The sequence below is a fragment of the Actinotignum saccati genome, assembly GCF_051265055.1.
GTDB lineage: Bacteria > Actinomycetota > Actinomycetes > Actinomycetales > Actinomycetaceae > Actinotignum.
Genome location: NZ_JBOZCC010000004.1, coordinates 87,121 through 109,600 on the forward strand (window position 1 = coordinate 87,121; position 22,480 = coordinate 109,600).

A 22,480-nucleotide genomic window follows, 5' to 3' on the forward strand; every position below is an offset into this window, starting at 1 on the left:
GCGCGCCGCGGCAGTGCGGGTGGGCACTAGAGAAGCGGGCATGACAGGATCAGGTACTACAGGATCGGGCATTACAGGATCGGGGTGGGCAGGTCCACCACGGGTTCGGCCCGGCCTTCTGTGACCCACAGGCGCACATGCGGCGCGGTGATTGCCAGCACCACCAGCACCGAGATCCCGGCCGGGTACATGGCCGCGGTTTCCCCCGTGGTTGCAAGCAAAAGGTAGAGCAGCGCAATACCCGCTTCGCAGGCGAGGAAGAGCACCCAGGCCACCCGGGAATGGTTGGCCACCCCGAACAGGAGCAGCAGCATCACCAGGTAGAGCACCACGTCCACCGCGGAAGCCGGGAGCATATCGGTGACCAGCGCGGCGCCCAGCAGCACCGTGATCGCGACAGCGGAAAAGAGCAGGGCCCCGGGCGGGACGCGGTGTTCGGCCGCGGTGCGCGCCAGCTCGGTGGCTTTTTCCGCCATGGCACTGGAATTGCGCCACCCGGGTTTGCCCACCGCGCCGGCGTGCCGGCGCCGGCCCGCCCCCCCCCCCCCCCGGCCCGGGTATCTCGAACCCCGCCGGCCCGCGCGCGGATGGCTAGAGCGCCCGCGGCCCGGCAGCGCCGTCGTTCCACTACCGGAAGCGCACGTTCCCGCACCACGCATTCCCTCACCGCATGTTCCCTCACCGCGCGCTTCCTCACCGCATGCTTCCTCACCGTACGTTCCCTCGGCATCGGGGAGGGCCGCCTCTAGCCCCTCTTCCAGTTCCAGCCCCTCTTCCAGGCGCGCGGCGGCGCCGGTGACATCGAGGATGGGAAGATCACCGTCGGTTTGAATCTCATCCCCGCCGCCGTTACGCGAGCTATAGGCATTGAAATACTGCTCGATCACGCTCACGTGACTATCGGGATCCGCGTAGCGCACCGTATTGATAATGAAATCCCGCTCCGCATCAATATTCGGATCGATTTTGTGGGTGAATTGCCCGGTGAAAATAGACAGGCCCACGCTACGATCAAAGGTTCCGGCGGCGAGCCAGGTGATGCGTTCCCCACCCGGGAGCGTCCAATCCGGCGGGCAGCGCCAGAAGCGCACGTGGTGGCGCCGGGCCGCATTACCATCCACTTCCTGCTGGTAGGCGAATTCCTGTTTCCGGGAAAACAAATACAGGTCGGAGACCGGTGCGGAGGGATAGGAGCGGCGCAGCACCGCGGCCACAATTATCCGCCAAGAAGTGCGGAAGGTAATGGGTTCGGCTTCAATCCAGCCCGCGGCCCGCATGGCCGCGTGAATATCCGCCTCGCTGCCCTCCCAGCCGATATTGACCGGGTCCCCGAGGATGCCGTCCGCCGTTTTGGTGCGCCCGAAGAAATAATCCGGGACGTACATCAGCGAAAACAGCTGGTGGAGGCGCGGGAAAGCGAAATACGCCGCGAGCGCCCAAAATACCAGCAGGTGGAGCCACCACAGCGGCTGCCCGGGGAGCCCGCGCAGCAAAAGCAGCACAGCCAGCCAGAAACTGTAAATCAGGGCGACGACGACGAAAAGCCCCGCCAAGACCGCATACAAGGGGAAGCCGCGCCGCAGCCGCTGCCGGGGCAGGCGGGTATAGGCGGGCGGGCGCGCGGGGACCGGCCAGCGCTGGTCAGCGCTGTGCCGCACCGAGAGCACCGGCGTTGTTTGCCCGACATCGCTTTGTTCCTGAGTCACGCCTTGATTTTACTCGGCGCCTACGACACATTAAATCGGCCTGAATTGAAAGTGTTCACCGCGCACGCTACAGCGCAGGCAACTTCCGCTGCAGCTGCGTGCGGAGCAGCGGCGGCACGGTTCGCCGCGCCGAGCGTGCGCAACGGTAACGCCCAGCTAATCCTCAAGCAGGGTGCGGATGGCCCGGGATGCCGCGGCGCGCGCGGCCCACTGGGCCGGTTCGGGATAATTCACTTTTTCCAGGGTGAGGGGATGGGGCGGGGCCACCACCACTTCCCCGTCGCGGCTCGCTTCGCGCAGGCGCCGGAGTGGCCAGGCGGCGTCGCGCTGCCCCTCACCCACTCGGAGCAGCGAGCCGACCAGGGTCCGCACCATGGAATGGCAGAAAGCATCGGCCACCGCGTGGATGGTTACCAACTCGCCTTCTTCAGCCACGTCCAGGGCCAGGAGCTCGCGGACCGTCGTCGCCCCCGGGCGCGGTTTGCAATAGGAGAGGAAATCGTGTTCGCCCAGGAGGGAGGCCGCGGCCTCCCGCATCGCGTTGAGGTCGAGCGGGCCGGCCAGCCAGAGAACATCGCGGCGTCGTAAAGGATCAAAGTGACCCACCGCAATGCGGTACGTGTATTCGCGCGACACCGCGGAAAAACGGGCGTCGAAATCGGGGGAAACTTCGCGGGCGCTGTGGAGCACAATATCGGCACTCCCCCGCGGGCCGCCCGCACCCCGCGCGAGCAGGCCCTGCACGCGCCGCACCAGCACCCGGGTGGGGTCATCTTGAGAACGCCCCGCCACCGAGGCGAGTGCAGCGCGCGGCACATCCAGATGAGCGACCTGCCCGCGGGCATGCACCCCGGCGTCGGTGCGCCCGGCAACGGTGAGGGCGACCGGCACGCGCAGCACCGTGGCGAGGGCTTCGGTGAGGGTGCCTTCCACGGTGCGCAGGCCGGGCTGCGCCGCCCAACCGTGAAATTCGGTACCGTCGTAGGAAAGATCAAGCCGAAGCCGAAGGTTTTGCGCTAGCGTGTCACTCATGGATCCAGTTTCCCATGCCGAGCCCTCCGCACGCATACTCGCGGGCCGCGTACCGGAAAGCCGCGTGCCCGAGGGGCACGTAGCCGAGGCCTGTGTAGCCGCGGGCCGTGCACCCGAAAGCGAGGAGCCGGCTCTCCCGCTCGGCACCGCACCGCTGTACGCGAGCGCACCTAGCCCGGAGGATGCCGCGAACGCCACCACCGCGGCTGCTGTTTCCGGACCGCGCACATTCGCGGTTGATTGCGGCGGAGGCGGTATCAAAACGGCGCTGCTGGACGCGGCCGGCACCCAGATCGGGCCGGCCCGGCGTACCCCGGTCCGCTACCCCTTCTCCCCCGCGGCCCTGGAAAATATCATCGCTGCGGATGCCGCCGCACTGCGCGCCGAGGGCTGCGATTTCGAGCGCCTCACGGTAGGAATGCCGGGGATGCTCCGCCACGGCGTGGTGGTTTATACCCCGCATTACATTCGCCGTGCCGGCCCGCATACCCGCCTCGACCCGGAGATGGAGGCCGCCTGGAACGGCCTGGATATTCGCGCTGCCCTCGCCGCACGTTTTTCCCGCCCCACCCTGGTGCTCAACGACGCCGAGGTGGCCGCCGCCGCAACCGTGACCGGCCGGGGCTTGGAAGTGGTGCTCACCTTCGGAACCGGACTGGGCAATGCGATTGTTGATAACGGGGTGCTGGCCCCCCACCTGGAGTTTTCGCATGCCCCGCTGCGCTGGGGCCTCACCTATGATGACGTGATCGGTGAAATTGAGCGCATCCGCCTGGGCGATGCCGCGTGGAGCCGGCAGGTGGCCCGCGCTATTGAATCCCTCTACCCGGTGATCCGCTGGGACACCCTCTACCTCGGGGGCGGCAACGCGGCGCGCATTACCGAGAGCGTGCGCGAACGCCTGGGCGGCTCGGTGGTCTTTATTCCGAATGCCGCCGGGATGAGTGGCGGGGTGCGCGCCTGGGATTTGGTGGCCGCCTCCGAGCGGGCCCGCGCGGAACAGTAGGGTAAATAGACAGGTCGGCAGCCCCGTCCGCAGCTCCCTCCACAAAAGGCAACTCCACGACAGCGAGCCCAACAGGATGCAACCCCACGACATCAAAACAATTTCTTAACGTAGCTGCCGTTGCACTTTGATTTCAGGCAGACAAGGCGACCGACCCGCGTGAATCTCACTGGCCTCACTCACTTCAATAGTCACACCAGCCCCTGGGGAGGGGGTATCTGTTTTCAGGGCTGTACTTCGTATGTACGACATCCGCAGTACAGCTCAGAAAAATACACCCCGCCCCGACCGGCGCGGCGGTCCGGCGCGGCGCTCCAGCGCGGCGGTTCGGCGCGGTGATCCAGCGCGGTGCTCCGAATCCGCGGGTAAGCCAGGCGGTCCAACTAGGCAAAGTGTGAGTCCGAGACATCGCCTCCCACAGGATGTGCGTAAGAGACACAAAACCGCCCCGAAACGGTGCTCTGCCTCGCACTTTGTTTCCAGGCACAGGTCACGGCAGTTCCGGGACGGATCCAAGCCAAGGACGCGCCCAACAGTAGCCACGCGTCCCGCAGCCAACAGTAGCCACGCGTCCGGCGGGCAGCGAAAAGGGCTCCGGAAACTCACGTTTCCGAAGCCCTTTTCTCAAGCTTCTAGGCCGCCCGGTTCGTCAAGCAACCGGACTTCCCACAGGCGCTTACTTAGCTTCTTCGGCCTTCTCGGCTTCCGCAGCTTCGTCCGCGCTTGCAGCCGATTCCGCAGACTCGGCGCTTTCCGCCGAAGCGGCGCTCTCGGCAGACTCAGCCGATTCCGCAGATTCCGCGCTTTCAGCAGACTCAGCGGATTCCGCCGACTCAGCCGACTCGGCTTCTTCCGCGGCAGCGGCACGCTCAGCGGCCTTTTCCGCTTCCTTAACAACCGCCTGCTTCGGGGAAACCTTCTCGGTCACCAGCGAAATAACGGCCATCGGGGTGTTATCACCGCGGCGATTGCCCACCTTGGTGATGCGGGTGTAGCCACCCTCGCGTTCCGCGAACAGCGGGGCGAGTTCCTCGAAGAGGATGTAGGCGGTTTCACGATCACCCAGCACCTTGAGGGCCAGGCGGCGATTGTGGGTATCACCCTTCTTCGCCTTCGTGATGAGCTTTTCGATATGGGGACGCACCGCGCGAGCCTTCGCTTCGGTGGTCTTGATCGAGGTGTGATGAATAAGTTCCTTGCACAGGTTGGCAAGAATCTTGCGCTGGTGGGCGGGGCTACCGCCGAGGCGCGGACCCTTGGTGGGCTTAGGCATTGTCTACTCCTAGTAAATTATGTGGCTGCTCAGGCCTGAGAATCGTCGCTGAACTGCATCCCGAAATCATCGAATCCGCCACCGAGGAAGCTCGATCCGGAATCCTTGAGGCTCAGGTCCATCTTCGCCAGTTCATCCTTGACATCATCGATGGACTTCGCCCCGAAGTTGCGAATATCGAGCAGGTCGGCTTCCGAACGCTGCACCAGTTCCCCAATGGTGTGGATACCTTCGCGCTGCAGGCAGTTCTGGGAACGTGCGGGCAGGTTGAGGATGGTGATCGGACGCTGCAGATCCGAGGAGCGCTGCTCGGTAACCGGTGCCGGACCAATTTCGATGCCTTCGGCTTCGTCATTGAGATCCACGGCCAGGCCGAAGAGCTCCACGAGGGTCTTGCCGGCAGAGGCGAGAGCGTCCCGCGGGGTCGTCGACTCCTTGGTTTCCACATCCACCACGAGGCGATCAAAGTCGGTGCGCTGTTCCACACGAGTGGCTTCCACCTTGTAGGAAACCTTGAGCACCGGCGAGTAGATCGAGTCAATCGGAATGCGGCCGATCTCATCGTTATCGCCCTTGTTGAGAGCCGCGGAAACGTAGCCGCGCCCGCGTTCAACCGTGAGGTCGATTTCGAGCTTGCCCTTGTCATTGAGGGTGGCGATATGCAGATCCTGGTTGAGGATCTCCACGCCCGCCGGCGGGGTGATATCCGCGGCGGTCACTTCGCCCGGGCCGGTCTTCCGCAGGTACATGAGGACCGGTTCGTCGTTATCCGAGGAGACAACAAGTTCCTTGAGGTTGAGGATGATTTCCGCAACATCTTCCTTCACACCGGGAATGGTGGAGAACTCATGGAGCACCCCATCGATGCGGATCGAGGTGACCGCAGCACCGGGAATGGAGGACAGCAAGGTACGGCGCAGGGAATTGCCCAGCGTGTACCCGAATCCGGGTTCGAGCGGTTCGAGGACGAACCGGGACCGGAATTCGGAGATCTTCTCTTCACTCAGAACGGGACGTTGTGCAATAAGCACGATTCTTTCCTTTCCGCAAACAACCGCTATATGAGGTTTGCGTAGCCTCGCGAAACTCCGTCTGTCCGCGAGGTTCGGGCGCGGCTTTTCCTGTCAAAGCCCACGCCCTGGGAGGGGTGCCGCAGCGGCCGGGGCCGCTGCGCGCGGCGTCGTCGTTAAGAACGACGACGCAGTTGCGGCCAAACGCGTATTAGACGCGACGGCGCTTGGGCGGGCGGCACCCGTTGAAGGCCTGCGGAGTCACATCGGAAATGGAGGTGACTTCCAGCCCGGAGGCGGTCAGGGAACGGATCGCGGTTTCGCGCCCGGAACCCGGACCCTTGACGAATACATCAACCTTCTTCATGCCCTGTTCCATGGCCTGGCGCGCGGCGTTTTCCGCGGCGAGCTGCGCGGCGTAGGGAGTCGACTTACGCGAGCCCTTGAAGCCAACCATCCCGGAGGACGCGGAAGCAATCACCGCGCCGGTGGGATCGGTGATGGACACGATGGTGTTATTGAAGGTGGACTTAATGTGGGCCTGACCCACGGTGACATTACGACGCTGATTGCGACGCGGACGGCGCGCACCGGCGTTAGCAGAACGAGTCTGACGAGCCATAATCTATTTCTCCTGAACTACGACGAAGCCTACTTGGCCTTCTTCTTACCGGCCACGGTGCGCTTGGGGCCCTTGCGGGTGCGCGCGTTGGTCTTGGTGCGCTGCCCGTGCACGGGCAGGCCGCGACGGTGACGCAGGCCCTGGTACGAACCGATTTCGATCTTGCGGCGAATATCGGCCTGGACTTCGCGGCGCAGGTCGCCTTCAACCTTGTAGTTCTCGTCGATATGGTTCTTGAGTTTCACCAGATCGTCTTCAGTGAGATCACGCACGCGGGTATCGGGGTTCACCCCGGTAGCGGCGAGGGTCTCGTGGGCGCGGGTGCGTCCAATGCCAAAAATGTAAGTAAGCGCGATCTCAATCCGCTTTTCGCGGGGGAGATCAACGCCGGAGAGACGTGCCAATTTCTTAGCTCCCTTAGTTATGCCGGAGGTGTCGGGCACTGCTGTTCCCACGGGTCTCTAATCCGTGAGCCCCGGCCTCCGGACCGGGGGTTGCCTTGCGGCTAACAGTGCTGGTGCAACGGGGCTTTAGCCCTGACGCTGCTTATGGCGCGGATTCGAGCTGCAGATCACCATGACGCGACCGTGGCGCCGAATGACCTTGCAGTTATCGCAAATGCGCTTAACGCTCGGCTTGACCTTCATGAATAACTTTCCTTGTTGATCACTTGTAGCGGTAGACAATCCGCCCGCGGTTCAGGTCATAGGGCGTGAGCTCTACAACCACCCGATCCTCGGGCAGGATACGAATGTAGTGCTGACGCATTTTGCCGGAAATATGGGCCAGAACTTCGTGCCCGTTTTCCAGCTCGACCTTGAACATCGCGTTGGGCAGCGCTTCGATCACGCTACCTTCAACTTCGATGACGCCGTCTTTCTTCGCCATGTTCCTCGCTAACAGTGTTGCCCGCACCGGATTGTGCGGGACATCAAAATCGGTGCGCAAGCGTGCGCCATACGGGCACACGGCACCGACGTTCAATACTACTGCACGAAGCCGCCCCTACGTAAGGGGCGGCAGCGATGTTATGGGTCACGTGTAGCGCGAGAATTGCGCCGGGAACAGTTGTGCGCGGTGCGTCTTCAGTACGACGGCGCAGCTGCGGCGCGCGGGCCCTCAGCCCAGCACCGCACACCTTCAGTACGACGGCGCAGCTAGTCCCCGAGAGGAACCGGCACCACACCGTACTTCGCGAGGCGAGCTGCTCCCCCATCGGGCTCGTTGAGTACCCAGATACCGCCGGCGTGCTTAGCGATTTGGCTTTCCCAGTGGCAGGCATCCTGGCCATCCGCGGTTTTAACCGTCCAGCCATCGGCCAGGGTGATGTTCTCCTGGGAGCCGGCGGTAAGAATCGGTTCGATGCACAGCACCATGCCGGCCTTGAGCCGGGGTCCGCGCCCGCGGGTGCGGTAGTTGAAGACCGTAGGGTCTTCGTGCATAGCCCGCCCGATTCCGTGCCCGGTGAATTCTTCCACGATACCCGGTTCGGGATCTTGCGCTACCACGAAATCGTCAATGGCTGCCCCGATATCGGATACGAATTTGCCGGTGGCCATCGCGGCGATACCCACCCACATGGATTCTTCAGTAATATCGGAGAGCCGCTGGCGGGCGGCCATCTGCTTCTCATCGCCACCCGGAAGAACAATGGAGAAACAGGAATCCCCATTCCAGCCGTTGAGGAGTGCCCCGCAGTCGAAGGAAACTAGATCTCCCGGCTTGAGGATTTCCTCCTCGCTGGGGATACCGTGCACCACGGTGTTATTCACCGAGATGCAGGTCTGGGCCGGGTAATCGTAATACCCGTAAAAATTCGAGACGGCCCCGTGTGCCTCCAAGACGGCCTTGGCGCGCTGATCGAGCTGCGCCGTCGACATCCCGGCTTTCACGTGGGCGCGCAAGTCATCGTGAATCGCGCGCACCACGAGCGCGGCCTGGCGCATGCCCAGGATATCCGCCTCGCTGCGAAGATTAATCATCGGTGCGCCTACCGGCCCAGGAAATCGCGCAGCGAGCTATCAATCGCGGCCGCGACTTCCTCCACCGTGCCCAAGCCATTGACGGAGACCACGAGCCCGCGGCTGGCGTAGGCATCGATAATCGGCTTGGTGGTGGCGTGATAAACCTCGATGCGGTGGCGGATAACATCCTCGGTATCGTCGGCACGGCCCTGCTCGAGGGCGCGCCCGAGGAGGCGCTGGACCACCACGTCGTCGTCGGCCTGCAGTTCCACCACGGCGTCCACGTTCTTCTCACCGAGCATGGCATCCAGGGCGCTCACCTGGTCGAGGTTGCGAGGGTAGCCATCCAGGAGGAAACCGGCGGCCGCGTCGGCTTCGCCCAGGCGCTCCTCCACCATCTGGTTGGTGACGGAATCGGGAACCAACTCGCCCTTTTCCGAGTAGGAAGCGGCCAGCCGCCCGAGTTCATCCTGGGCCTTGGCGTGCGCGCGGAATAGGTCACCGGTAGAAATCGCCGGGATACCGTAGCGCTGCGCGATACCGGCCGCCTGGGTGCCTTTGCCCGCGCCCGGGGGGCCAACCAAAATCAAACGTACTGACATGAGTGGCACCTTTCTGTGTTATCGATGCGGAGCGCCCGCGCGCCCCGCCGGAAAGAAGGGGCGAGGCCGCGTTAGCGGATACCGCCGAGGAAGCCTTCGTAGTGGCGCTGCTGGAGCTGGGCGTTGATGTCCTTGACGGTCTGGAGGCCCACACCCACCAGAATCATGATGGAGGTACCGCCGAAACCGGACTGTACGATGCCGAGCGCACTGAAGAGCAGCAGCGGGATGAGGGCCACGATGGTGAGGTAGGTGGCGCCCACCCAGGTGAGACGATTCGACACAAAGTGGAGGTAATCCGCGGTGGGCTTACCGGCGCGCACATTCGGAATGAAGCCGCCGTACTTCTTCATATTGTCCGCAACTTCGTCTGTATCGAAGGCGATGGAGGTGTAGAAGAAGGTGAAGGCGAAGGTGAGAAGCGCGTAGGTGAGGATATAGGCCCAGCCATTGTGCTGGAAGTTGCGCTGGATCCAGATGACCCACGAAGAGTTCTGATTCCCGAAGGTGGAAATCATGGTGGGGAGCATGAGGATCGAGGAGGCGAAGATCACCGGGATAACATTCGCCATATTGATCTTGATGGGCAGGTAGGTGGTGGACCCGCCGTAGGTGCGCCGGCCGATCACGCGCTTGGCGTACTGGACCGGGATGCGGCGCTGGGACTGCTCCACGAAGGTAACAACCAGGGTGATGAGCGCGAAGACCACGATAACGATGAGGAGGGTGCCGATGCCGTGCCCGGCGTAGATCTGGCCCATCATCGAGGGGAAGCCGGCGCAGATACCCGTGAAGATGAGGATGGACATACCGTTGCCCACCCCGCGTTCGGTGATGAGCTCAGCCATCCACATGATGAGGCCGGTGCCGGCGGTCATGGCGAGGATGGTCATGGTGTAGGTCCACCAGGTGGCATTCGGGATGACCGGTTCTTTACAGCCGGCGAAGAGCGTGAAGTTCGCGGTGGCCACCACAACCGAGGACTGAAGCAGACCCAGGCCGATGGTGAGGTAGCGGGTGTATTCCGTCAGCTTCGCGGTACCCGACTGCCCCTGCTTATGCAGTTCCTGGAAGCGCGGGATCACCACGCGCAGCAGCTGCACAATAATCGAGGCCGTAATATAGGGCATGATTCCGAGGGCGAAAACGGAGAGCTGCATCATCGCGCCACCTGAGAACAGGTTGAGCATATCGATGAGATCCTGCGCGCCCGACTGCTGCGTGGTGCACTCCCGAATATTACTCAGGCTCACGAACGGAGCCGGGATGAAGCTGCCCAAGCGGTAAATCACCATAATCATCATGGTGAAAAGCAACTTGCGGCGCAGATCCGGGGTGCGGAAAGCAGCTGCGAAAGCCTTAATCAAGATTCCTCCTGATGGTGACGGATCGCGCGGGGCAGTCCGTTATCGTCGAGAACCGTCGGGTGACGGAAATGGGGACAAGCGTATTTTCCGGGAAAGTACGTACGACGGCGCACCGGCCACGCTGCTTATTCGCCACTGAAAGCAATCTTTCCGCAGCAAAGCAATACTTCAGCAGGGCTGCCTGCGCCCAGAAAAAAGCTCGCCCCCGCCATAATAGCGGGGACGAGCAAATTTCGCACTGTTCATCCACAGAGTGTGGGTGAGTGCTCAGCCAAACGGTGGCCGTGCGGCCAGCGCGTATTACTTGGATTCGACCTGCGGCGCGGAGATAGAACCCCCGGCAGCCTCGATCTTTTCCTTAGCCGAATTCGACCACGCTTCCACTTCAACGTCGAGCTTGACGGAAATCTCACCGGTTCCGAGAACCTTGACCGGGGAGTTCTTGCGAACCGCACCCTTGGCCACGAGATCCGCCGAGGTCACCTTCCCACCTTCGGGGAAGAGCTCGCCGAGCGCCGAAACGTTAATGACCTGGTATTCGACCCGGAACGGGTTCTTGAAACCGCGCAGCTTCGGAAGGCGCATATGCAGCGGCATCTGGCCACCTTCGAAACCGGGACGCACGGTATTACGTGCCCGGGTACCCTTGGTACCGCGACCGGACGTCTTACCCTTGGATCCTTCACCGCGACCAACGCGAATCTTCGCCTTGTTCGAACCGGGAGCCGGACGCAGGTCGTGCAGCTTAATGATGGAATCCTTTTCTGCTTCCGCCATTAGTCAACCTCCTCCACCGTAACGAGGTGAGCCACGGCGCGAACCATGCCCTTCACCTCGGGGGTATCCTCGCGCACAACGGACTGACCGATCTTGCGCAGACCGAGCGTGCGCAGGGTGTCCTTCTGGCGCTGGATCGCACCAACAACACCCTTCACCTGGGTGATCTTAAGATTTGCCATTACGCACCAACTCCCGCGGCCGCGGCCTCATTTTCCGCCTTGGCGGCTTCGGCCTCTTCGATCTCGCGTTCCTTAGCTTCCGCTTCGGCGCGGGCCCGCAGCATAGCTTCGGGGACAACGCGCTCGATCGGGAGCCCACGCCGGGCGGCAACCGCTTCGGGCTGCTCAAGCTGCTTGAGGGCAGCCACGGTGGCGTGCACGATATTGATCGCGTTCGAGGAACCGAGCGACTTGGAGAGCACATCGTGAATACCCGCGCACTCCATAATGGCGCGCACCGGGCCACCGGCGATAACGCCGGTACCGGGAGCGGCCGGACGCAGCAGCACAACGCCGGCGGCGTCTTCGCCCTGCACCACGTGCGGGATGGTCCGCGCGATACGCGGAATGCGGAAGAAGTTCTTCTTCGCTTCCTCGGTACCCTTGGCGATAGCGGCGGGAACTTCGCGGGCCTTGCCGTAGCCGACACCCACGAGGCCGTTGCCATCGCCCACCACCACGAGAGCGGTGAAGGACATCCGGCGGCCACCCTTGACCGTCTTCGCAACGCGGTTAATGGTCACCACGCGCTCGATATAAGCGTTCTTTTCTTCACCGCGACGGTTGTCGCGGCGGTTCTCACGACGGTTGTCGCGGCGGCCGCGACGACCTTCGTTGCGATTTTCCCGGCCGTTCTGGGCCGGATCCTGCTGCTCTGCAGCCATTTTCCTCTGCCTTTCCTCAGCCGTTAGAAATCGAGTCCTGCTTCGCGCGCACCTTCGGCGACAGCTGCAACGCGACCGTGGTACTGGTTGCCACCGCGGTCGAAGACCACGGCGCTGATCCCAGCGTCCTTGGCGCGCTGACCGACGCGTTCGCCGACCTTCCGCGCGATTTCTGTCTTGGTACCCTCCGCTTCGCGCAGGTCAGCCTCGTAGGACGAGGCGGCCGCGAGAGTGCGGCCCACGACGTCGTCGATAACCTGGGCGTAAATATGACGGTTGGAACGCGAAACCACGAGACGCGGCCGCGCGGCGGTACCGGAAATACGCTTGCGCAACCGGAAGTGGCGGCGCGCACGAGCGATGTACTTGCCCTTGCCCTTGATGGTAACAGCCATCACTTACCAGCCTTTCCAGCCTTGCGACGAATAACTTCGTCCGCGTACTTGACGCCCTTACCCTTGTAGGGTTCGGGCTTACGAAGCTTGCGAATCTTCGCGGCGGTTTCGCCCACGAGCTGCTTATCGATACCCGAGACCGTGAACTTGGTCGGGGTCGTCACCGTGAAGGTGATACCTTCGGGAGCTTCGAAAAGAATCGTGTGGGAGTAGCCCAGCGAGAATTCAAGATCAGAACCCTTGGCGACCACGCGGTAACCGGTTCCGACGATTTCCATCGCCTTGGTGTACCCGTTGGTGACGCCCTCGATCATATTCGCGACGAGGGTGCGGGTCAGGCCGTGCAGCGAACGCGATTCGCGCTCGTCATTGGGCCGGGTCACCAGAACCGTATTGTCATCAACATTGACCGCGATCGGCTCGGCCACGGAGAGCGCGAGCTGACCCTTGGGGCCCTTGACGGTGACGTCCTGGCCGGAAACCGACACGTCGACGCCGCCGGGGATAGCGATGGGAAGCCTACCAATTCGAGACATTATTGCACCTACTTCCCATTACCAGACGTAGGCGAGGACTTCCCCGCCAACGCCCTTATCCTTGGCCTCGCGGTCCGTCATGAGGCCGGAGGAGGTGGACAAAATAGCCACACCCAGGCCGTCAAGAACGCGCGGCAGGTTCGTGGACTTCGCGTAAACGCGCAGGCCCGGCTTGGAGATGCGCCGGACGCCAGCGAGGGCGCGCTCACGGTTCGATCCGTACTTCAACGTGAGGGTGAGAGTCTTGCCCACCTGGGCGCTCTCCACCTCGTAGGAGTCGATGTAGCCTTCGCGCTTCAAGATGTCCGCAATATGGGACTTAATCTTGGAGTACGGCATAGACACCGACTCATGGAACGCCGAATTGGCGTTACGCAGACGCGTCAGCATGTCTGCGATTGGGTCAGTCATTGTCATTTTGGGCTGTGGCCCTTCCTCGTCGCGGTTTCCGATGGACCTGCGACGTAGTCTTTACCAGCTGGACTTCTTAACACCGGGGAGTTCGCCGCGCAGGGCCAACTCACGCAGGCAAATACGGCACAGGCCGAACTTGCGGTAAACGGAATGCGGACGGCCGCACCGGTTGCAACGGGTGTACGCACGAACGGCGAACTTCTGCTTACCGGCGGCCTTTTGCTTCAGAGCGGTCTTTGCCATATTTAGGCCTCCTTGAAGGGGAATCCGAGATGCTTGAGAAGAGCGCGCCCTTCGTCGTCGCTCCCGGCAGAGGTCACCACGGTGATGTCCATACCGCGCACGCGATCAATCTTGTCCTGGTCGATCTCGTGGAACACGGTCTGTTCGGTCAGACCGAAGGTGTAGTTCCCGTTGCCGTCAAACTGCTTGGGCGAAAGGCCGCGGAAGTCGCGGATACGCGGCAGCGCGGTGGAAATAAGCCGGTCAAGGAATTCCCACATGCGGTCACCGCGGATGGTAACGAAGCACCCGATGGCCTGGCCTTCACGCAGCTTAAACTGCGCGATGGACTTCTTGGCCTTGGTGATCATCGGCTTCTGGCCGGTAATCGCCGTCATATCGGCGACGGCGCCGTCGAGCACCTTGGAGTCACGCGCAGCATCACCCACGCCCATATTCACCACGACCTTGACGATCTTGGGAACCTGGTTGACATTGACGTACTTAAATTCTTCCTGGAGTTCCGGGATGATGTGTTCCCGGTACTTCACCTTGAGACGGGGGGTATCGCTCACAGTTCGATTTCCTTCCCGCCGCGGCGTCCGATGCGCTCACGGACAATCTTCTTCTTGCCGTCGCGCTCCACCTCTACCTCGCGGTAGCCCACGCGAATCGGCTTGCCATCGTGAACGAGGGCAACGTTCGAAATGTGAATCGGTGCTTCAACGGTTTCAATACCGCCGGTGGTGCCGCCCCGCGAGGTCTGCCCCACGCGCACGTGCTTCTTCACGCGCTGGACGCCCTCCACGATGACGCGATCACGCTTGGTATCAACGGAAAGCACGCGCCCCTGCATACCCTTATCGCGCCCGGCGATCACCTGGACGAGATCATCCTTCTTAATCTTCGCCATTAGATCACCTCCGGAGCCAGCGAAATGATGCGCATGAACTTCGCGTCGCGAAGCTCACGCCCAACGGGCCCGAAGATACGGGTGCCGCGGGGTTCGCCGTCGTTCTTCAACAGCACGGCTGCGTTTTCGTCGAACTTGATGTAGGACCCGTCCTTGCGGCGCGTTTCCTTAACTGCACGGACGACGACCGCCTTGACGACGTCGCCCTTCTTTACGTTTCCGCCCGGAATAGCATCCTTGACGGTGGCGACGATGGTGTCACCAATTCCGGCGTAGCGCCGGCCGGAGCCGCCGAGCACGCGGATGCACAAAAGTTCCTTGGCACCGGTGTTATCGGCGACGCTAAGCCGCGTCTCCTGCTGGATCATGTGTTTCTATCTCCTATTGTCGTGCCGGTTCTCGGATTCGAGCCTTGCCGAACGAATGGGTTCGCGCGAACTGCGCCGGCCCAAACGCCTTTGGCCCACATGCGAGGGCCGCCTGCGTTCAGGCCGGTCACATTCGCTCAAGCTAGGAAAGCCCTAACTACTTCGCCTTCTCGATGATCGTAACGACCCGGAAGTGCTTGGTCGCGGAGAGCGGGCGGGTTTCCATAATGGAAACCAAATCGCCTACGCGAACTTCGTTATTTTCGTCGTGCGCCTTCACTCGCTTGGTGCGGGTAATAACTTTACCGTATAGCGGGTGCTTTACGCGATCTTCAACTTCAACAACAACGGTCTTGTCCATTTTGTCGGAGACCACGTAGCCGCGCAGCGACTTGCGATGATTACGTGTTTCGGTGCTTGCGTTCTCGCTCATCTCATCCTCACTTACTGAGCGGCCGGAGCGGTTCGAATGTTCTTCTCCCGCTCGCTCTTAATGGTGTAAATGCGAGCAATCTCGCGACGAACTTCCCGCAGGCGGCCACTGTCCTCCAGGCGGTGAGTCACCGCCGAGAAGCGGAGGTTGAACAGTTCCTTCTTCGACTCGGCAAGCTTCTCGAGAAGCTCCGCGTCGGTCATCGCGTCGAGTTCCGCGGTGGTCAGTCCCTTAGCCATTACTCAACCTCCTCACGGGTGATAAAGCGGGTCTTGATGGGCAGCTTGTGCTGGGCGCGGCTCATGGCCTCACGGGCGAGAGCCTCATCCACGCCGGCCATTTCGAACATGACACGGCCGGGCTTGATATTAGCAACCCAGGTTTCCACCGGGCCCTTACCCGAACCCATACGCACGCCAAGCGGCTTCTTGGTGAGCGGGCGATCCGGGAAGATGTTGATCCAGATCTTGCCGCCACGCTTGACGTGACGCGTCATGGCAATACGGGCTGCTTCAATTTGACGATTGGTGATGTAGGCCGGCTCAAGCGCCTGGATGCCGTATTCACCGAAAGCCAGCTGAGTTCCGCCCTTGGCCATACCCTTACGGTGCGGACGGTGCTGCTTGCGCCATTTAGTACGACGAGGAATCAGCATGAGTTATGCCTCCGTTCCGGTTGATTCCGGCGCGGACACCGGAGCTTCGGCTCCGGCCGCCGGGCTCTGAGCCTGTTCGCTGCGGGCTTCCCCACGCTGGCCACCACGACCGCGACCGGCGCCGCGGCGCCCGCGACGATCCGAACGGCCCCCGCGCCCACCGCGCGGAGCTTCCGCGAGGCTGCGATAGTACTCAGCGTCGGTCAGATCACCGCGGTAGATCCACACCTTCACGCCGATGCGGCCGAAGGTGGTACGCGCTTCGTAGAAACCGTAGTTGATATTCGCGCGCAGGGTGTGCAGCGGCACGCGCCCTTCGCGGTAGAACTCGCTACGCGACATTTCGGCGCCACCCAGACGGCCCGAGCACTGCACGCGGATGCCCTTGGCACCGGCGCGCTCGGCGGACTGGATACCCTTGCGCATGGCGCGGCGGAAGGACACGCGCGAGGCGAGCTGTTCCGCGATACCCTGCGCCACGAGCTGGGCGTCAGCTTCCGGGTTCTTCACTTCGAGAATATTGAGCTGCACGGCCTTGCCGGTCAGCTTCTCCAGATCAGCGCGGAGGCGATCAGCTTCCGCACCGCGCCGGCCAATGACGATGCCGGGGCGAGCGGTGTGGATATCCACAACCACGCGCTCGGCGCGGCGCTCGATATGCACGCTGGAAATACCGGCGCGCTCAAGCGTCTTTTCGATCATGTCACGGATTTTGACATCTTCGAGGACGTAGTCCGAGTAGCGCTGCCCCTTCTTGGTGGAATCAGCGAACCACTTGGAGCGGTGGTCGGTCGTGATGCCGAGACGGAACCCAATAGGGTTGACTTTCTGTCCCACTAGCGGGCCCTCCTCTGGTTCTTGGTCTTGGGCTTCTCGTCGGTAACGATAACGGTGATGTGACTCGTCCGCTTGTTGATGCGGTTCGCCCGGCCCTGGGCACGCGGCTGGATACGCTTCATCGTCGGGCCTTCATCGGCGTAAATCTCGCCGATGAACAGCTCAGACTCATCGAAACGCTCCCCCGCCTGCTCGGCGGCGTAGCGCGCGTTGGCGATGGCCGACTCCACGATCTTACGAACCGGAGTGGCGGCCGCAAACGGTGCGAACTGCAGTACGTCAATAGCGTCCAGGGCGCGCCGGCCGCGGATGGTGTCCACGACACGACGGGCCTTCATGGGCGACACGCGCACGAAGCGCGCCTGCGCCTTTGCTTCCATAGTTCTGCCTTACTCTCTCGCTCGAGGCCCCGGCTTAGCGCCGGCGGCCCTTTCGGTCGTCCTTGTCGTGCCCGCGGAAGGTGCGGGTCGGGGCGAACTCCCCGAGCTTGTGGCCAACCATGGATTCGGTAATGAATACCGGCACATGCTTGCGTCCATCGTGCACTGCAAAGGTGTGACCCAGGAAATCGGGGGTGATAACCGACCGACGCGACCAGGTCTTGATTACGTTCTTGGTGTTCTTCTCGTTCTGCTCGTCGACCTTCTTGTAGAGGTGCTCGTCGACGAACGGACCCTTCTTCAAACTGCGGGGCATCAGCTAATCCTTCCTCAGCGCTTCTTGCCGGTCTTGCGACGGCGCACGATGAGCTTGTCGCTGGCCTTGTTCGGACGGCGGGTACGGCCTTCCTTCTTGCCCCACGGGCTAACGGGATGGCGCCCACCGGACGTCTTACCTTCACCACCACCGTGCGGGTGGTCCACCGGGTTCATAACGACACCGCGGACGGTCGGGCGCACGCCCTTCCAGCGCATACGGCCGGCCTTACCCCAGTTGATATTCGCCTGCTCGGCATTGCCGACTTCACCGACGGTGGCGCGGCAACGCACGTCCACGTTACGGATTTCGCCGGAGGGCATACGCAGCTGCGCGTACTTGCCTTCGCGGGCAACCAACTGCACGGAAGCGCCGGCGCTGCGGGCGATCTTTGCCCCGCCCAGCGGCTTGAGTTCCACATTGTGCACCGTGGTACCGAGCGGGATATTGCGCAGCGGCAGGTTGTTGCCGGGCTTGATATCCGCGTTCGGACCGGTTTCGATGAGATCGCCCTGCTTCACGCCGCGGGGAGCAACGATGTAACGCTTCTCGCCGTCAACGAAGTGGAGCAGCGCAATGCGCGCGGTGCGGTTCGGATCGTATTCGATGTGCGCAACCTTGGCCGGCACGCCGTCCTTATCCCAGCGACGGAAGTCGATGAGACGGTACTGGCGCTTGTGCCCGCCGCCCTTGTGACGGGTGGTGATGCGTCCCTGGTTGTTACGCCCACCGGTCTTCTTCAGGGGACGAACGAGGGACTTCTCCGGGGTCGAACGAGTGATCTCGGCGAAGTCGGCAACGCTCGCACCGCGACGACCCGGGGTCGTCGGCTTGTACTTACGAATTCCCATGAGTTCTTATTCCTCAGTTCCTCGAATCGCCTATTAGACGATTTCGCCGTAGATGTCGATGGAGCCTTCACGCAAGGTGACGATGGCCCGCTTGGTATTCTTGCGCCGCCCGATGCCGTTGCGCGTACGCCGGGTCTTGCCCTGGCGGTTCTGCGTATTGACGGAGGCAACCTTGACGCCAAAAATCGCTTCGACGGCCTGCTTGATTTCGGTCTTATTCGAACGCGGATCAACGAAGAAGGTGTACTTACCCTGTTCTTCGAGCAGCGCGCTCTTCTCCGACATCACCGGGGCGAGGATGACATCGTGCGGGTTCTTATTCCAGAAGTTACCGTTCTCAGTCATTACTTCTCATCCTTCTTGGTGTTCTTCTCCACGAACGCGCCGAGCGCGGCTTCGGTGAAGATGACGTCGTCAGCAGCAAGAACGTCGTAGCTATTGAGCTGATCAACGTAGAGGACGTGGATCTGCGGGAGGTTGCGCACGGAGAGCACCGAGGCATCATCTTCACGCTGGACCACGACGAGCGCCTTGCGCCCCTCGTTCATCTTCTCGATGAGCGCACGTGCCGCCTTGGTGGACGGGGTCTCATCGGCAACAAAAGCGGTCACGGCGTGAATACGCTCGTGGCGAGCCCGATCCGAGAGGGACTGCAGCAGCGCGGCCGCAATCATCTTCTTGGGGGTGCGCTGCGAGTAGTCACGCGGCTGCGGGCCGTGGACAACGCCGCCACCGACCCACTGCGGAGCGCGGATCGAACCCTGGCGGGCCCGGCCGGTCCCCTTCTGGCGCCACGGCTTCTTGCCGCCGCCGGACACCTGACCGCGGGTCTTCGTGGCGTGGGTACCCAGGCGAGCGGCAGCTTGCTGCGCGTTAACGACCTGGTGGACCAGCGCCATATTGAAGTCGAGATCAAAGAGCTGAGCCGGGAGGGTGGCCTGCGAGGTCACCTTGCCGGTTTCATCGAGAACGTCAATCTTGAAGTCTGCCATTGTTAGGCTCCCTTCACGGACGTGCGGACCACAACCGAGCCACCCTTTGCACCGGGGATGGCGCCAACCACGAGCAACAGGCCGTTCTCGAGGTCAACGGAGTGGATGGACAGATTCTGCACCGTGACGCGGTCCTGACCCATGCGACCAGCCATGCGCAGACCCTTGAAGACGCGCGAGGGGGTGGCGCAGGCGCCGATGGAACCGGGCTTGCGGTGGTTGCGGTGCGCACCGTGGGAGGCCGACACACCGGCGAAGCCGTGACGCTTCATCACACCGGCGAAGCCCTTACCGCGGGAGGTACCGATAACGTCAACGGACTGACCGGCTTCGAAGATATCCGCGGTCAGTTCCTGCCCGAGCGTGTATTCACTGGCATCGGGGGTGCGGATTTCCGCCAGCTTCTTACGCGGCGTAACACCGGCCTTAGCGAAGTGGCCCTGGAGTGGCTTGGTGACGTTCTTCGTCTTTTCATCGCCCGAGGCGAGCTGCACGGCGGAATAGCCGTCAACCTCGGGGGTGCGAACCTGGGTCACCACATTGGTGCCCACGCGCACAACGGTAATGGGAAGGAGGCGCCCGTCCTCATCCCAGAGCTGGGTCATCCCCAGCTTCGTGCCCAGCAACGCCTTCACGGGCTTGCTGGCAACAGCTTGCTTGGAGTTCATTGCGTATTACCTCAGAGCTTGATTTCCACGTTGACGTCAGCCGGAAGATCGAGACGGCGCAGGCTGTCAATCGTCTTCAGGGTGGGATCCACGATGTCAATAAGGCGCTTGTGTGTGCGCATCTCAAAGTGATCGCGGGAGTCCTTGTACTTGTGGGGCGAGCGGATAACGCAAAAAACGTTTTTTTCCGTCGGCAGCGGGACGGGTCCCACCACGGTCGCGCCGGTACGCGCAACTTCATCGACGAGCTTCTTGGCCGCGCTATCAATGACCTCGTGGTCATATGACTTCAGCCGAATGCGGATCTTCTGTCCCGCCATGGCGCGTCTACCTCTCTTTAGCTTCGGTGCCCGGTACCCGCACTCGGGCGTGTCGTACCGGAGGTAAATCTAGTAGCCATGCCCTATGTGAGGTTACGGAGAACCCTTTATACGATAATCGGCGTTGGGTAACCGATTAAGTTCCTTCGCTCGTAATCCGAGCAACTTGTTAAGTATGCCAAAAACTTCGGCGTACTTTCAAGACTTTCACGGCGAACGTGCGCCGTTTCTCATTCCCAGCAAGCCCGAAGGCCTGCCGGCACGGGTAAAAATTTTACCGAAAGGCCGCGTTTCGTGCAAGAAACGGTTGCGGTGAAGCGCTTCACGTCGCAGTACGACGACGCCGCAGCCTCCCGGACTCTCGGCCACGCGGGCCGCCAGCGGCGCCGTCGCCCCACCCTTGCCCCGGATGCCGCCACCACCTAGCATGGCCTTAAGTGATCTACGTCGCTCAGCGGTGCGGTTGCCGCGGGCGGGTGATCATCCACCATACCGAGGAGGTAGACAAAGATGTCCTATCGATCAACTAATCCCTATACCGGTGAGGTGCTCGCCGAATTCCCCTATGCCACCGACGACGAGGTGGATAAGGCCCTCGAGCTGGCTCACGAAACATTCCAGACGTGGAGCCGCACCTCTATCGCCGAACGCGCCGCTATTTTGCGCCGCGCCGCGGATATCGCGGAAGAACGCGCGAGCGAACTGGGGGCGCTGGCCACCCTGGAAATGGGCAAACTCATTGGGGAAGCCACCGGGGAAGCCGGCGGCACCGTTCCAACAATGCTGCGCTGGCTCGCTGATGAAGCGGAAAATATTTTAGCTCCGCGCCCTGTCAGCTCCACCGCCGCACCTTTTGAAGGCTATATTGACTATCGCCCGGAGGGCGTCGTCGTCGAAATTGAACCGTGGAACTTCCCGTACTACCAGGCCATTCGCGGTTTCGCGCCCGCAATGCTCTGCGGCAATACAGTTATCCTCAAGCACGCGTCGATTCTGCCGCAATGCGCTGCAGCGATTGTCCAGGTGCTCTACGATGCCGGGCTACCGCGCGGGGTATGGCAAAATCTCTACGCGACCCACGCGCAGGTGGAGCGGCTCATCAGCGACGACCGGGTACGCATTGTTACGCTCACCGGCTCAGAAGCTGCGGGAGCGAAAATCGCGCAGCTCGCGTCCCGGCACCTGAAGAAATCCGTCATGGAACTGGGTGGTTCCGATCCCTTTATTGTTTTGGACGACGCCGATATTGAGGCCACCATCCAGCTGGCAATTATGGGACGCTGCTTCAATGCCGGCCAGGTATGCGCCTCCCCCAAACGCATGATCGTTCCCGATGCGCTCTACGACCGTTTCGTTACCGGCCTCAAGGAAAGCACCGCGCAACTGCGGCCCGGGGACCCGGCAGCGGCAGACACCACCGTGCCGCCGATGTCGTCCCGCGAACAGGCCGCCACGGTCAACGATCAGATTCGGCGGGCTATCGAAGGCGGGGCGAGCGCCACTCCCCTGGGCCATATTGTTCCCGAAGGAGATACCTGGGTGCAGCCCACCCTGCTCGAAAACGTGGAGCGGGATAACCCCGTCTTCTACGAGGAGATTTTCGGGCCGGTCTGGAGCGTGTACCGGGTATCCTCGGAAGAAGAGGCGATCCGACTGGCTAATGATTCGTGCTACGGGCTGGGCGGAACGGTTCATTCGGTAGACGTTGCGCATGCCGCGCGCGTTGCCGCCCGGGTAGATACCGGCACCGTTGCCATTAACTCCCCGGTTCCCGCTGTTCCCGCCGGCATGCCTTTCGGCGGTGTCAAGCGCTCCGGTTTCGGGCGCGAGATGGGCTACGAAGGGGTACGCGAATTCGCCAATATCCAGTCGATTCTTCTCCCGGAGGGAATCTCCGCGGTGGAGTTCCTCTCCTCGCTTTCAGGAAAGGAGTAA

General features: G+C 62.1%; 35 protein-coding genes. 3 read left to right on the forward strand and 32 right to left on the reverse strand.

What is annotated here, in order from left to right; translation table 11 throughout:
* Positions 1–71: 71 nt before the first annotated feature.
* Together ACRQEC_RS04480 and truA are read right to left on the reverse strand one after the other, a co-directional pair.
* Entirely contained in the window at positions 72–1,706 is a 1,635-nt protein-coding gene (locus tag ACRQEC_RS04480) for an LssY C-terminal domain-containing protein (protein WP_435734855.1), read from the reverse strand.
* Between the two features lie 156 nt (positions 1,707–1,862).
* Entirely contained in the window at positions 1,863–2,738 is an 876-nt protein-coding gene (gene truA / locus ACRQEC_RS04485) for a tRNA pseudouridine(38-40) synthase TruA (RefSeq protein WP_284889255.1), read from the reverse strand.
* A 256-nt stretch (positions 2,739–2,994) separates the two neighbouring features.
* Between truA and ACRQEC_RS04490 the strand changes: the two genes are divergently transcribed.
* Entirely contained in the window at positions 2,995–3,744 is a 750-nt protein-coding gene (locus tag ACRQEC_RS04490) for an ROK family protein (RefSeq protein WP_407707006.1), read from the forward strand.
* A 676-nt stretch (positions 3,745–4,420) separates the two neighbouring features.
* Here the strand turns inward: ACRQEC_RS04490 and rplQ are convergent.
* From rplQ to rpsJ, 30 genes are all read right to left on the reverse strand, one after another.
* Complete coding sequence (gene rplQ, locus ACRQEC_RS04495; RefSeq protein ID WP_284889256.1) at positions 4,421–5,017, reverse strand: 50S ribosomal protein L17; 597 nt, start codon at positions 5,015–5,017, stop codon at positions 4,421–4,423.
* A 29-nt stretch (positions 5,018–5,046) separates the two neighbouring features.
* Positions 5,047–6,048, reverse strand: a complete 1,002-nt coding sequence (locus ACRQEC_RS04500; RefSeq protein ID WP_026428269.1) for a DNA-directed RNA polymerase subunit alpha — start codon at positions 6,046–6,048, stop codon at positions 5,047–5,049.
* A 190-nt stretch (positions 6,049–6,238) separates the two neighbouring features.
* Complete coding sequence (gene rpsK / locus ACRQEC_RS04505; RefSeq protein WP_016443077.1) at positions 6,239–6,649, reverse strand: 30S ribosomal protein S11; 411 nt, start codon at positions 6,647–6,649, stop codon at positions 6,239–6,241.
* A gap of 29 nt (positions 6,650–6,678) precedes the next feature.
* On the reverse strand, positions 6,679–7,053 hold the full coding sequence (rpsM, locus tag ACRQEC_RS04510) for a 30S ribosomal protein S13 (RefSeq protein ID WP_026428270.1): 375 nt from the start codon (positions 7,051–7,053) through the stop codon (positions 6,679–6,681).
* A gap of 126 nt (positions 7,054–7,179) precedes the next feature.
* Positions 7,180–7,296: a 50S ribosomal protein L36 gene (rpmJ, locus tag ACRQEC_RS04515; protein ID WP_016443079.1), complete on the reverse strand. Its 117-nt coding sequence runs from the start codon at positions 7,294–7,296 to the stop codon at positions 7,180–7,182.
* Positions 7,297–7,315: 19 nt separating this feature from the next.
* On the reverse strand, positions 7,316–7,537 hold the full coding sequence (gene infA, locus ACRQEC_RS04520; protein WP_016443080.1) for a translation initiation factor IF-1: 222 nt from the start codon (positions 7,535–7,537) through the stop codon (positions 7,316–7,318).
* 269 nt (positions 7,538–7,806) lie between these two features.
* Positions 7,807–8,631 carry a type I methionyl aminopeptidase gene (map, locus tag ACRQEC_RS04525; RefSeq protein ID WP_284889258.1) on the reverse strand — a complete coding sequence of 275 codons (825 nt, stop codon included), beginning with the start codon at positions 8,629–8,631 and terminating at the stop codon, positions 7,807–7,809.
* A gap of 8 nt (positions 8,632–8,639) precedes the next feature.
* Positions 8,640–9,215: an adenylate kinase gene (locus tag ACRQEC_RS04530; protein WP_284889259.1), complete on the reverse strand. Its 576-nt coding sequence runs from the start codon at positions 9,213–9,215 to the stop codon at positions 8,640–8,642.
* Between the two features lie 71 nt (positions 9,216–9,286).
* Complete coding sequence (secY, locus tag ACRQEC_RS04535; protein WP_026428273.1) at positions 9,287–10,582, reverse strand: preprotein translocase subunit SecY; 1,296 nt, start codon at positions 10,580–10,582, stop codon at positions 9,287–9,289.
* A gap of 300 nt (positions 10,583–10,882) precedes the next feature.
* The gene (gene rplO, locus ACRQEC_RS04540; protein ID WP_087070541.1) at positions 10,883–11,359 is read right to left on the reverse strand and encodes a 50S ribosomal protein L15; all 477 of its coding nucleotides are present in this window, start codon (positions 11,357–11,359) and stop codon (positions 10,883–10,885) included.
* Positions 11,359–11,541, reverse strand: coding sequence for a 50S ribosomal protein L30 (rpmD, locus tag ACRQEC_RS04545; protein WP_026428275.1), 183 nt, complete (start codon positions 11,539–11,541; stop codon positions 11,359–11,361). The genes rplO and rpmD overlap by 1 nt, the downstream gene beginning before the upstream one ends.
* Entirely contained in the window at positions 11,541–12,245 is a 705-nt protein-coding gene (gene rpsE / locus ACRQEC_RS04550) for a 30S ribosomal protein S5 (RefSeq protein ID WP_026428276.1), read from the reverse strand. Before rpsE ends, rpmD begins: the two co-directional genes overlap by 1 nt.
* Before the next feature lie 23 nt (positions 12,246–12,268).
* On the reverse strand, positions 12,269–12,640 hold the full coding sequence (gene rplR / locus ACRQEC_RS04555) for a 50S ribosomal protein L18 (RefSeq protein ID WP_016443087.1): 372 nt from the start codon (positions 12,638–12,640) through the stop codon (positions 12,269–12,271).
* Positions 12,640–13,176 carry a 50S ribosomal protein L6 gene (rplF, locus tag ACRQEC_RS04560; protein WP_026428277.1) on the reverse strand — a complete coding sequence of 179 codons (537 nt, stop codon included), beginning with the start codon at positions 13,174–13,176 and terminating at the stop codon, positions 12,640–12,642. The genes rplR and rplF overlap by 1 nt, the downstream gene beginning before the upstream one ends.
* Positions 13,177–13,194: 18 nt before the next feature.
* Positions 13,195–13,593 carry a 30S ribosomal protein S8 gene (gene rpsH, locus ACRQEC_RS04565; protein ID WP_026428278.1) on the reverse strand — a complete coding sequence of 133 codons (399 nt, stop codon included), beginning with the start codon at positions 13,591–13,593 and terminating at the stop codon, positions 13,195–13,197.
* A gap of 54 nt (positions 13,594–13,647) precedes the next feature.
* On the reverse strand, positions 13,648–13,833 hold the full coding sequence (locus tag ACRQEC_RS04570; protein WP_016443090.1) for a type Z 30S ribosomal protein S14: 186 nt from the start codon (positions 13,831–13,833) through the stop codon (positions 13,648–13,650).
* A 2-nt stretch (positions 13,834–13,835) separates the two neighbouring features.
* On the reverse strand, positions 13,836–14,387 hold the full coding sequence (gene rplE / locus ACRQEC_RS04575) for a 50S ribosomal protein L5 (protein WP_016443091.1): 552 nt from the start codon (positions 14,385–14,387) through the stop codon (positions 13,836–13,838).
* Positions 14,384–14,725, reverse strand: a complete 342-nt coding sequence (rplX, locus tag ACRQEC_RS04580) for a 50S ribosomal protein L24 (RefSeq protein WP_016443092.1) — start codon at positions 14,723–14,725, stop codon at positions 14,384–14,386. The genes rplE and rplX overlap by 4 nt, the downstream gene beginning before the upstream one ends.
* Positions 14,725–15,093, reverse strand: coding sequence for a 50S ribosomal protein L14 (gene rplN / locus ACRQEC_RS04585; RefSeq protein ID WP_016443093.1), 369 nt, complete (start codon positions 15,091–15,093; stop codon positions 14,725–14,727). Before rplN ends, rplX begins: the two co-directional genes overlap by 1 nt.
* A 157-nt stretch (positions 15,094–15,250) precedes the next feature.
* Positions 15,251–15,526 (reverse strand): 30S ribosomal protein S17, encoded by a 276-nt coding sequence (gene rpsQ, locus ACRQEC_RS04590; protein ID WP_026428279.1) that lies wholly within the window; start codon positions 15,524–15,526, stop codon positions 15,251–15,253.
* Between the two features lie 11 nt (positions 15,527–15,537).
* Positions 15,538–15,765 carry a 50S ribosomal protein L29 gene (rpmC, locus tag ACRQEC_RS04595; protein WP_016443095.1) on the reverse strand — a complete coding sequence of 76 codons (228 nt, stop codon included), beginning with the start codon at positions 15,763–15,765 and terminating at the stop codon, positions 15,538–15,540.
* Complete coding sequence (rplP, locus tag ACRQEC_RS04600; RefSeq protein ID WP_016443096.1) at positions 15,765–16,181, reverse strand: 50S ribosomal protein L16; 417 nt, start codon at positions 16,179–16,181, stop codon at positions 15,765–15,767. Before rplP ends, rpmC begins: the two co-directional genes overlap by 1 nt.
* 3 nt (positions 16,182–16,184) lie before the next feature.
* Positions 16,185–17,018, reverse strand: coding sequence for a 30S ribosomal protein S3 (gene rpsC / locus ACRQEC_RS04605; RefSeq protein ID WP_284889261.1), 834 nt, complete (start codon positions 17,016–17,018; stop codon positions 16,185–16,187).
* Entirely contained in the window at positions 17,018–17,398 is a 381-nt protein-coding gene (gene rplV / locus ACRQEC_RS04610) for a 50S ribosomal protein L22 (protein WP_016443098.1), read from the reverse strand. The genes rpsC and rplV overlap by 1 nt, the downstream gene beginning before the upstream one ends.
* A gap of 34 nt (positions 17,399–17,432) precedes the next feature.
* The gene (rpsS, locus tag ACRQEC_RS04615) at positions 17,433–17,714 is read right to left on the reverse strand and encodes a 30S ribosomal protein S19 (RefSeq protein WP_026428282.1); all 282 of its coding nucleotides are present in this window, start codon (positions 17,712–17,714) and stop codon (positions 17,433–17,435) included.
* A gap of 14 nt (positions 17,715–17,728) precedes the next feature.
* Positions 17,729–18,565: a 50S ribosomal protein L2 gene (rplB, locus tag ACRQEC_RS04620; protein ID WP_026428283.1), complete on the reverse strand. Its 837-nt coding sequence runs from the start codon at positions 18,563–18,565 to the stop codon at positions 17,729–17,731.
* A gap of 33 nt (positions 18,566–18,598) precedes the next feature.
* A complete protein-coding gene (rplW, locus tag ACRQEC_RS04625; protein ID WP_016443101.1) occupies positions 18,599–18,910 on the reverse strand; it encodes a 50S ribosomal protein L23 in 312 nt (103 codons plus the stop codon).
* On the reverse strand, positions 18,910–19,557 hold the full coding sequence (gene rplD / locus ACRQEC_RS04630) for a 50S ribosomal protein L4 (protein ID WP_016443102.1): 648 nt from the start codon (positions 19,555–19,557) through the stop codon (positions 18,910–18,912). Before rplD ends, rplW begins: the two co-directional genes overlap by 1 nt.
* 2 nt (positions 19,558–19,559) lie before the next feature.
* On the reverse strand, positions 19,560–20,225 hold the full coding sequence (gene rplC, locus ACRQEC_RS04635) for a 50S ribosomal protein L3 (protein ID WP_016443103.1): 666 nt from the start codon (positions 20,223–20,225) through the stop codon (positions 19,560–19,562).
* A gap of 11 nt (positions 20,226–20,236) precedes the next feature.
* The gene (gene rpsJ, locus ACRQEC_RS04640) at positions 20,237–20,545 is read right to left on the reverse strand and encodes a 30S ribosomal protein S10 (protein WP_016443104.1); all 309 of its coding nucleotides are present in this window, start codon (positions 20,543–20,545) and stop codon (positions 20,237–20,239) included.
* Positions 20,546–20,839: 294 nt separating this feature from the next.
* Here rpsJ and ACRQEC_RS04645 point away from each other — a divergent pair, with 294 nt between their 5' ends.
* Positions 20,840–20,971, forward strand: a complete 132-nt coding sequence (locus tag ACRQEC_RS04645) for a hypothetical protein (RefSeq protein WP_284889264.1) — start codon at positions 20,840–20,842, stop codon at positions 20,969–20,971.
* A gap of 84 nt (positions 20,972–21,055) precedes the next feature.
* A complete protein-coding gene (locus tag ACRQEC_RS04650; RefSeq protein WP_284889266.1) occupies positions 21,056–22,480 on the forward strand; it encodes an aldehyde dehydrogenase family protein in 1,425 nt (474 codons plus the stop codon).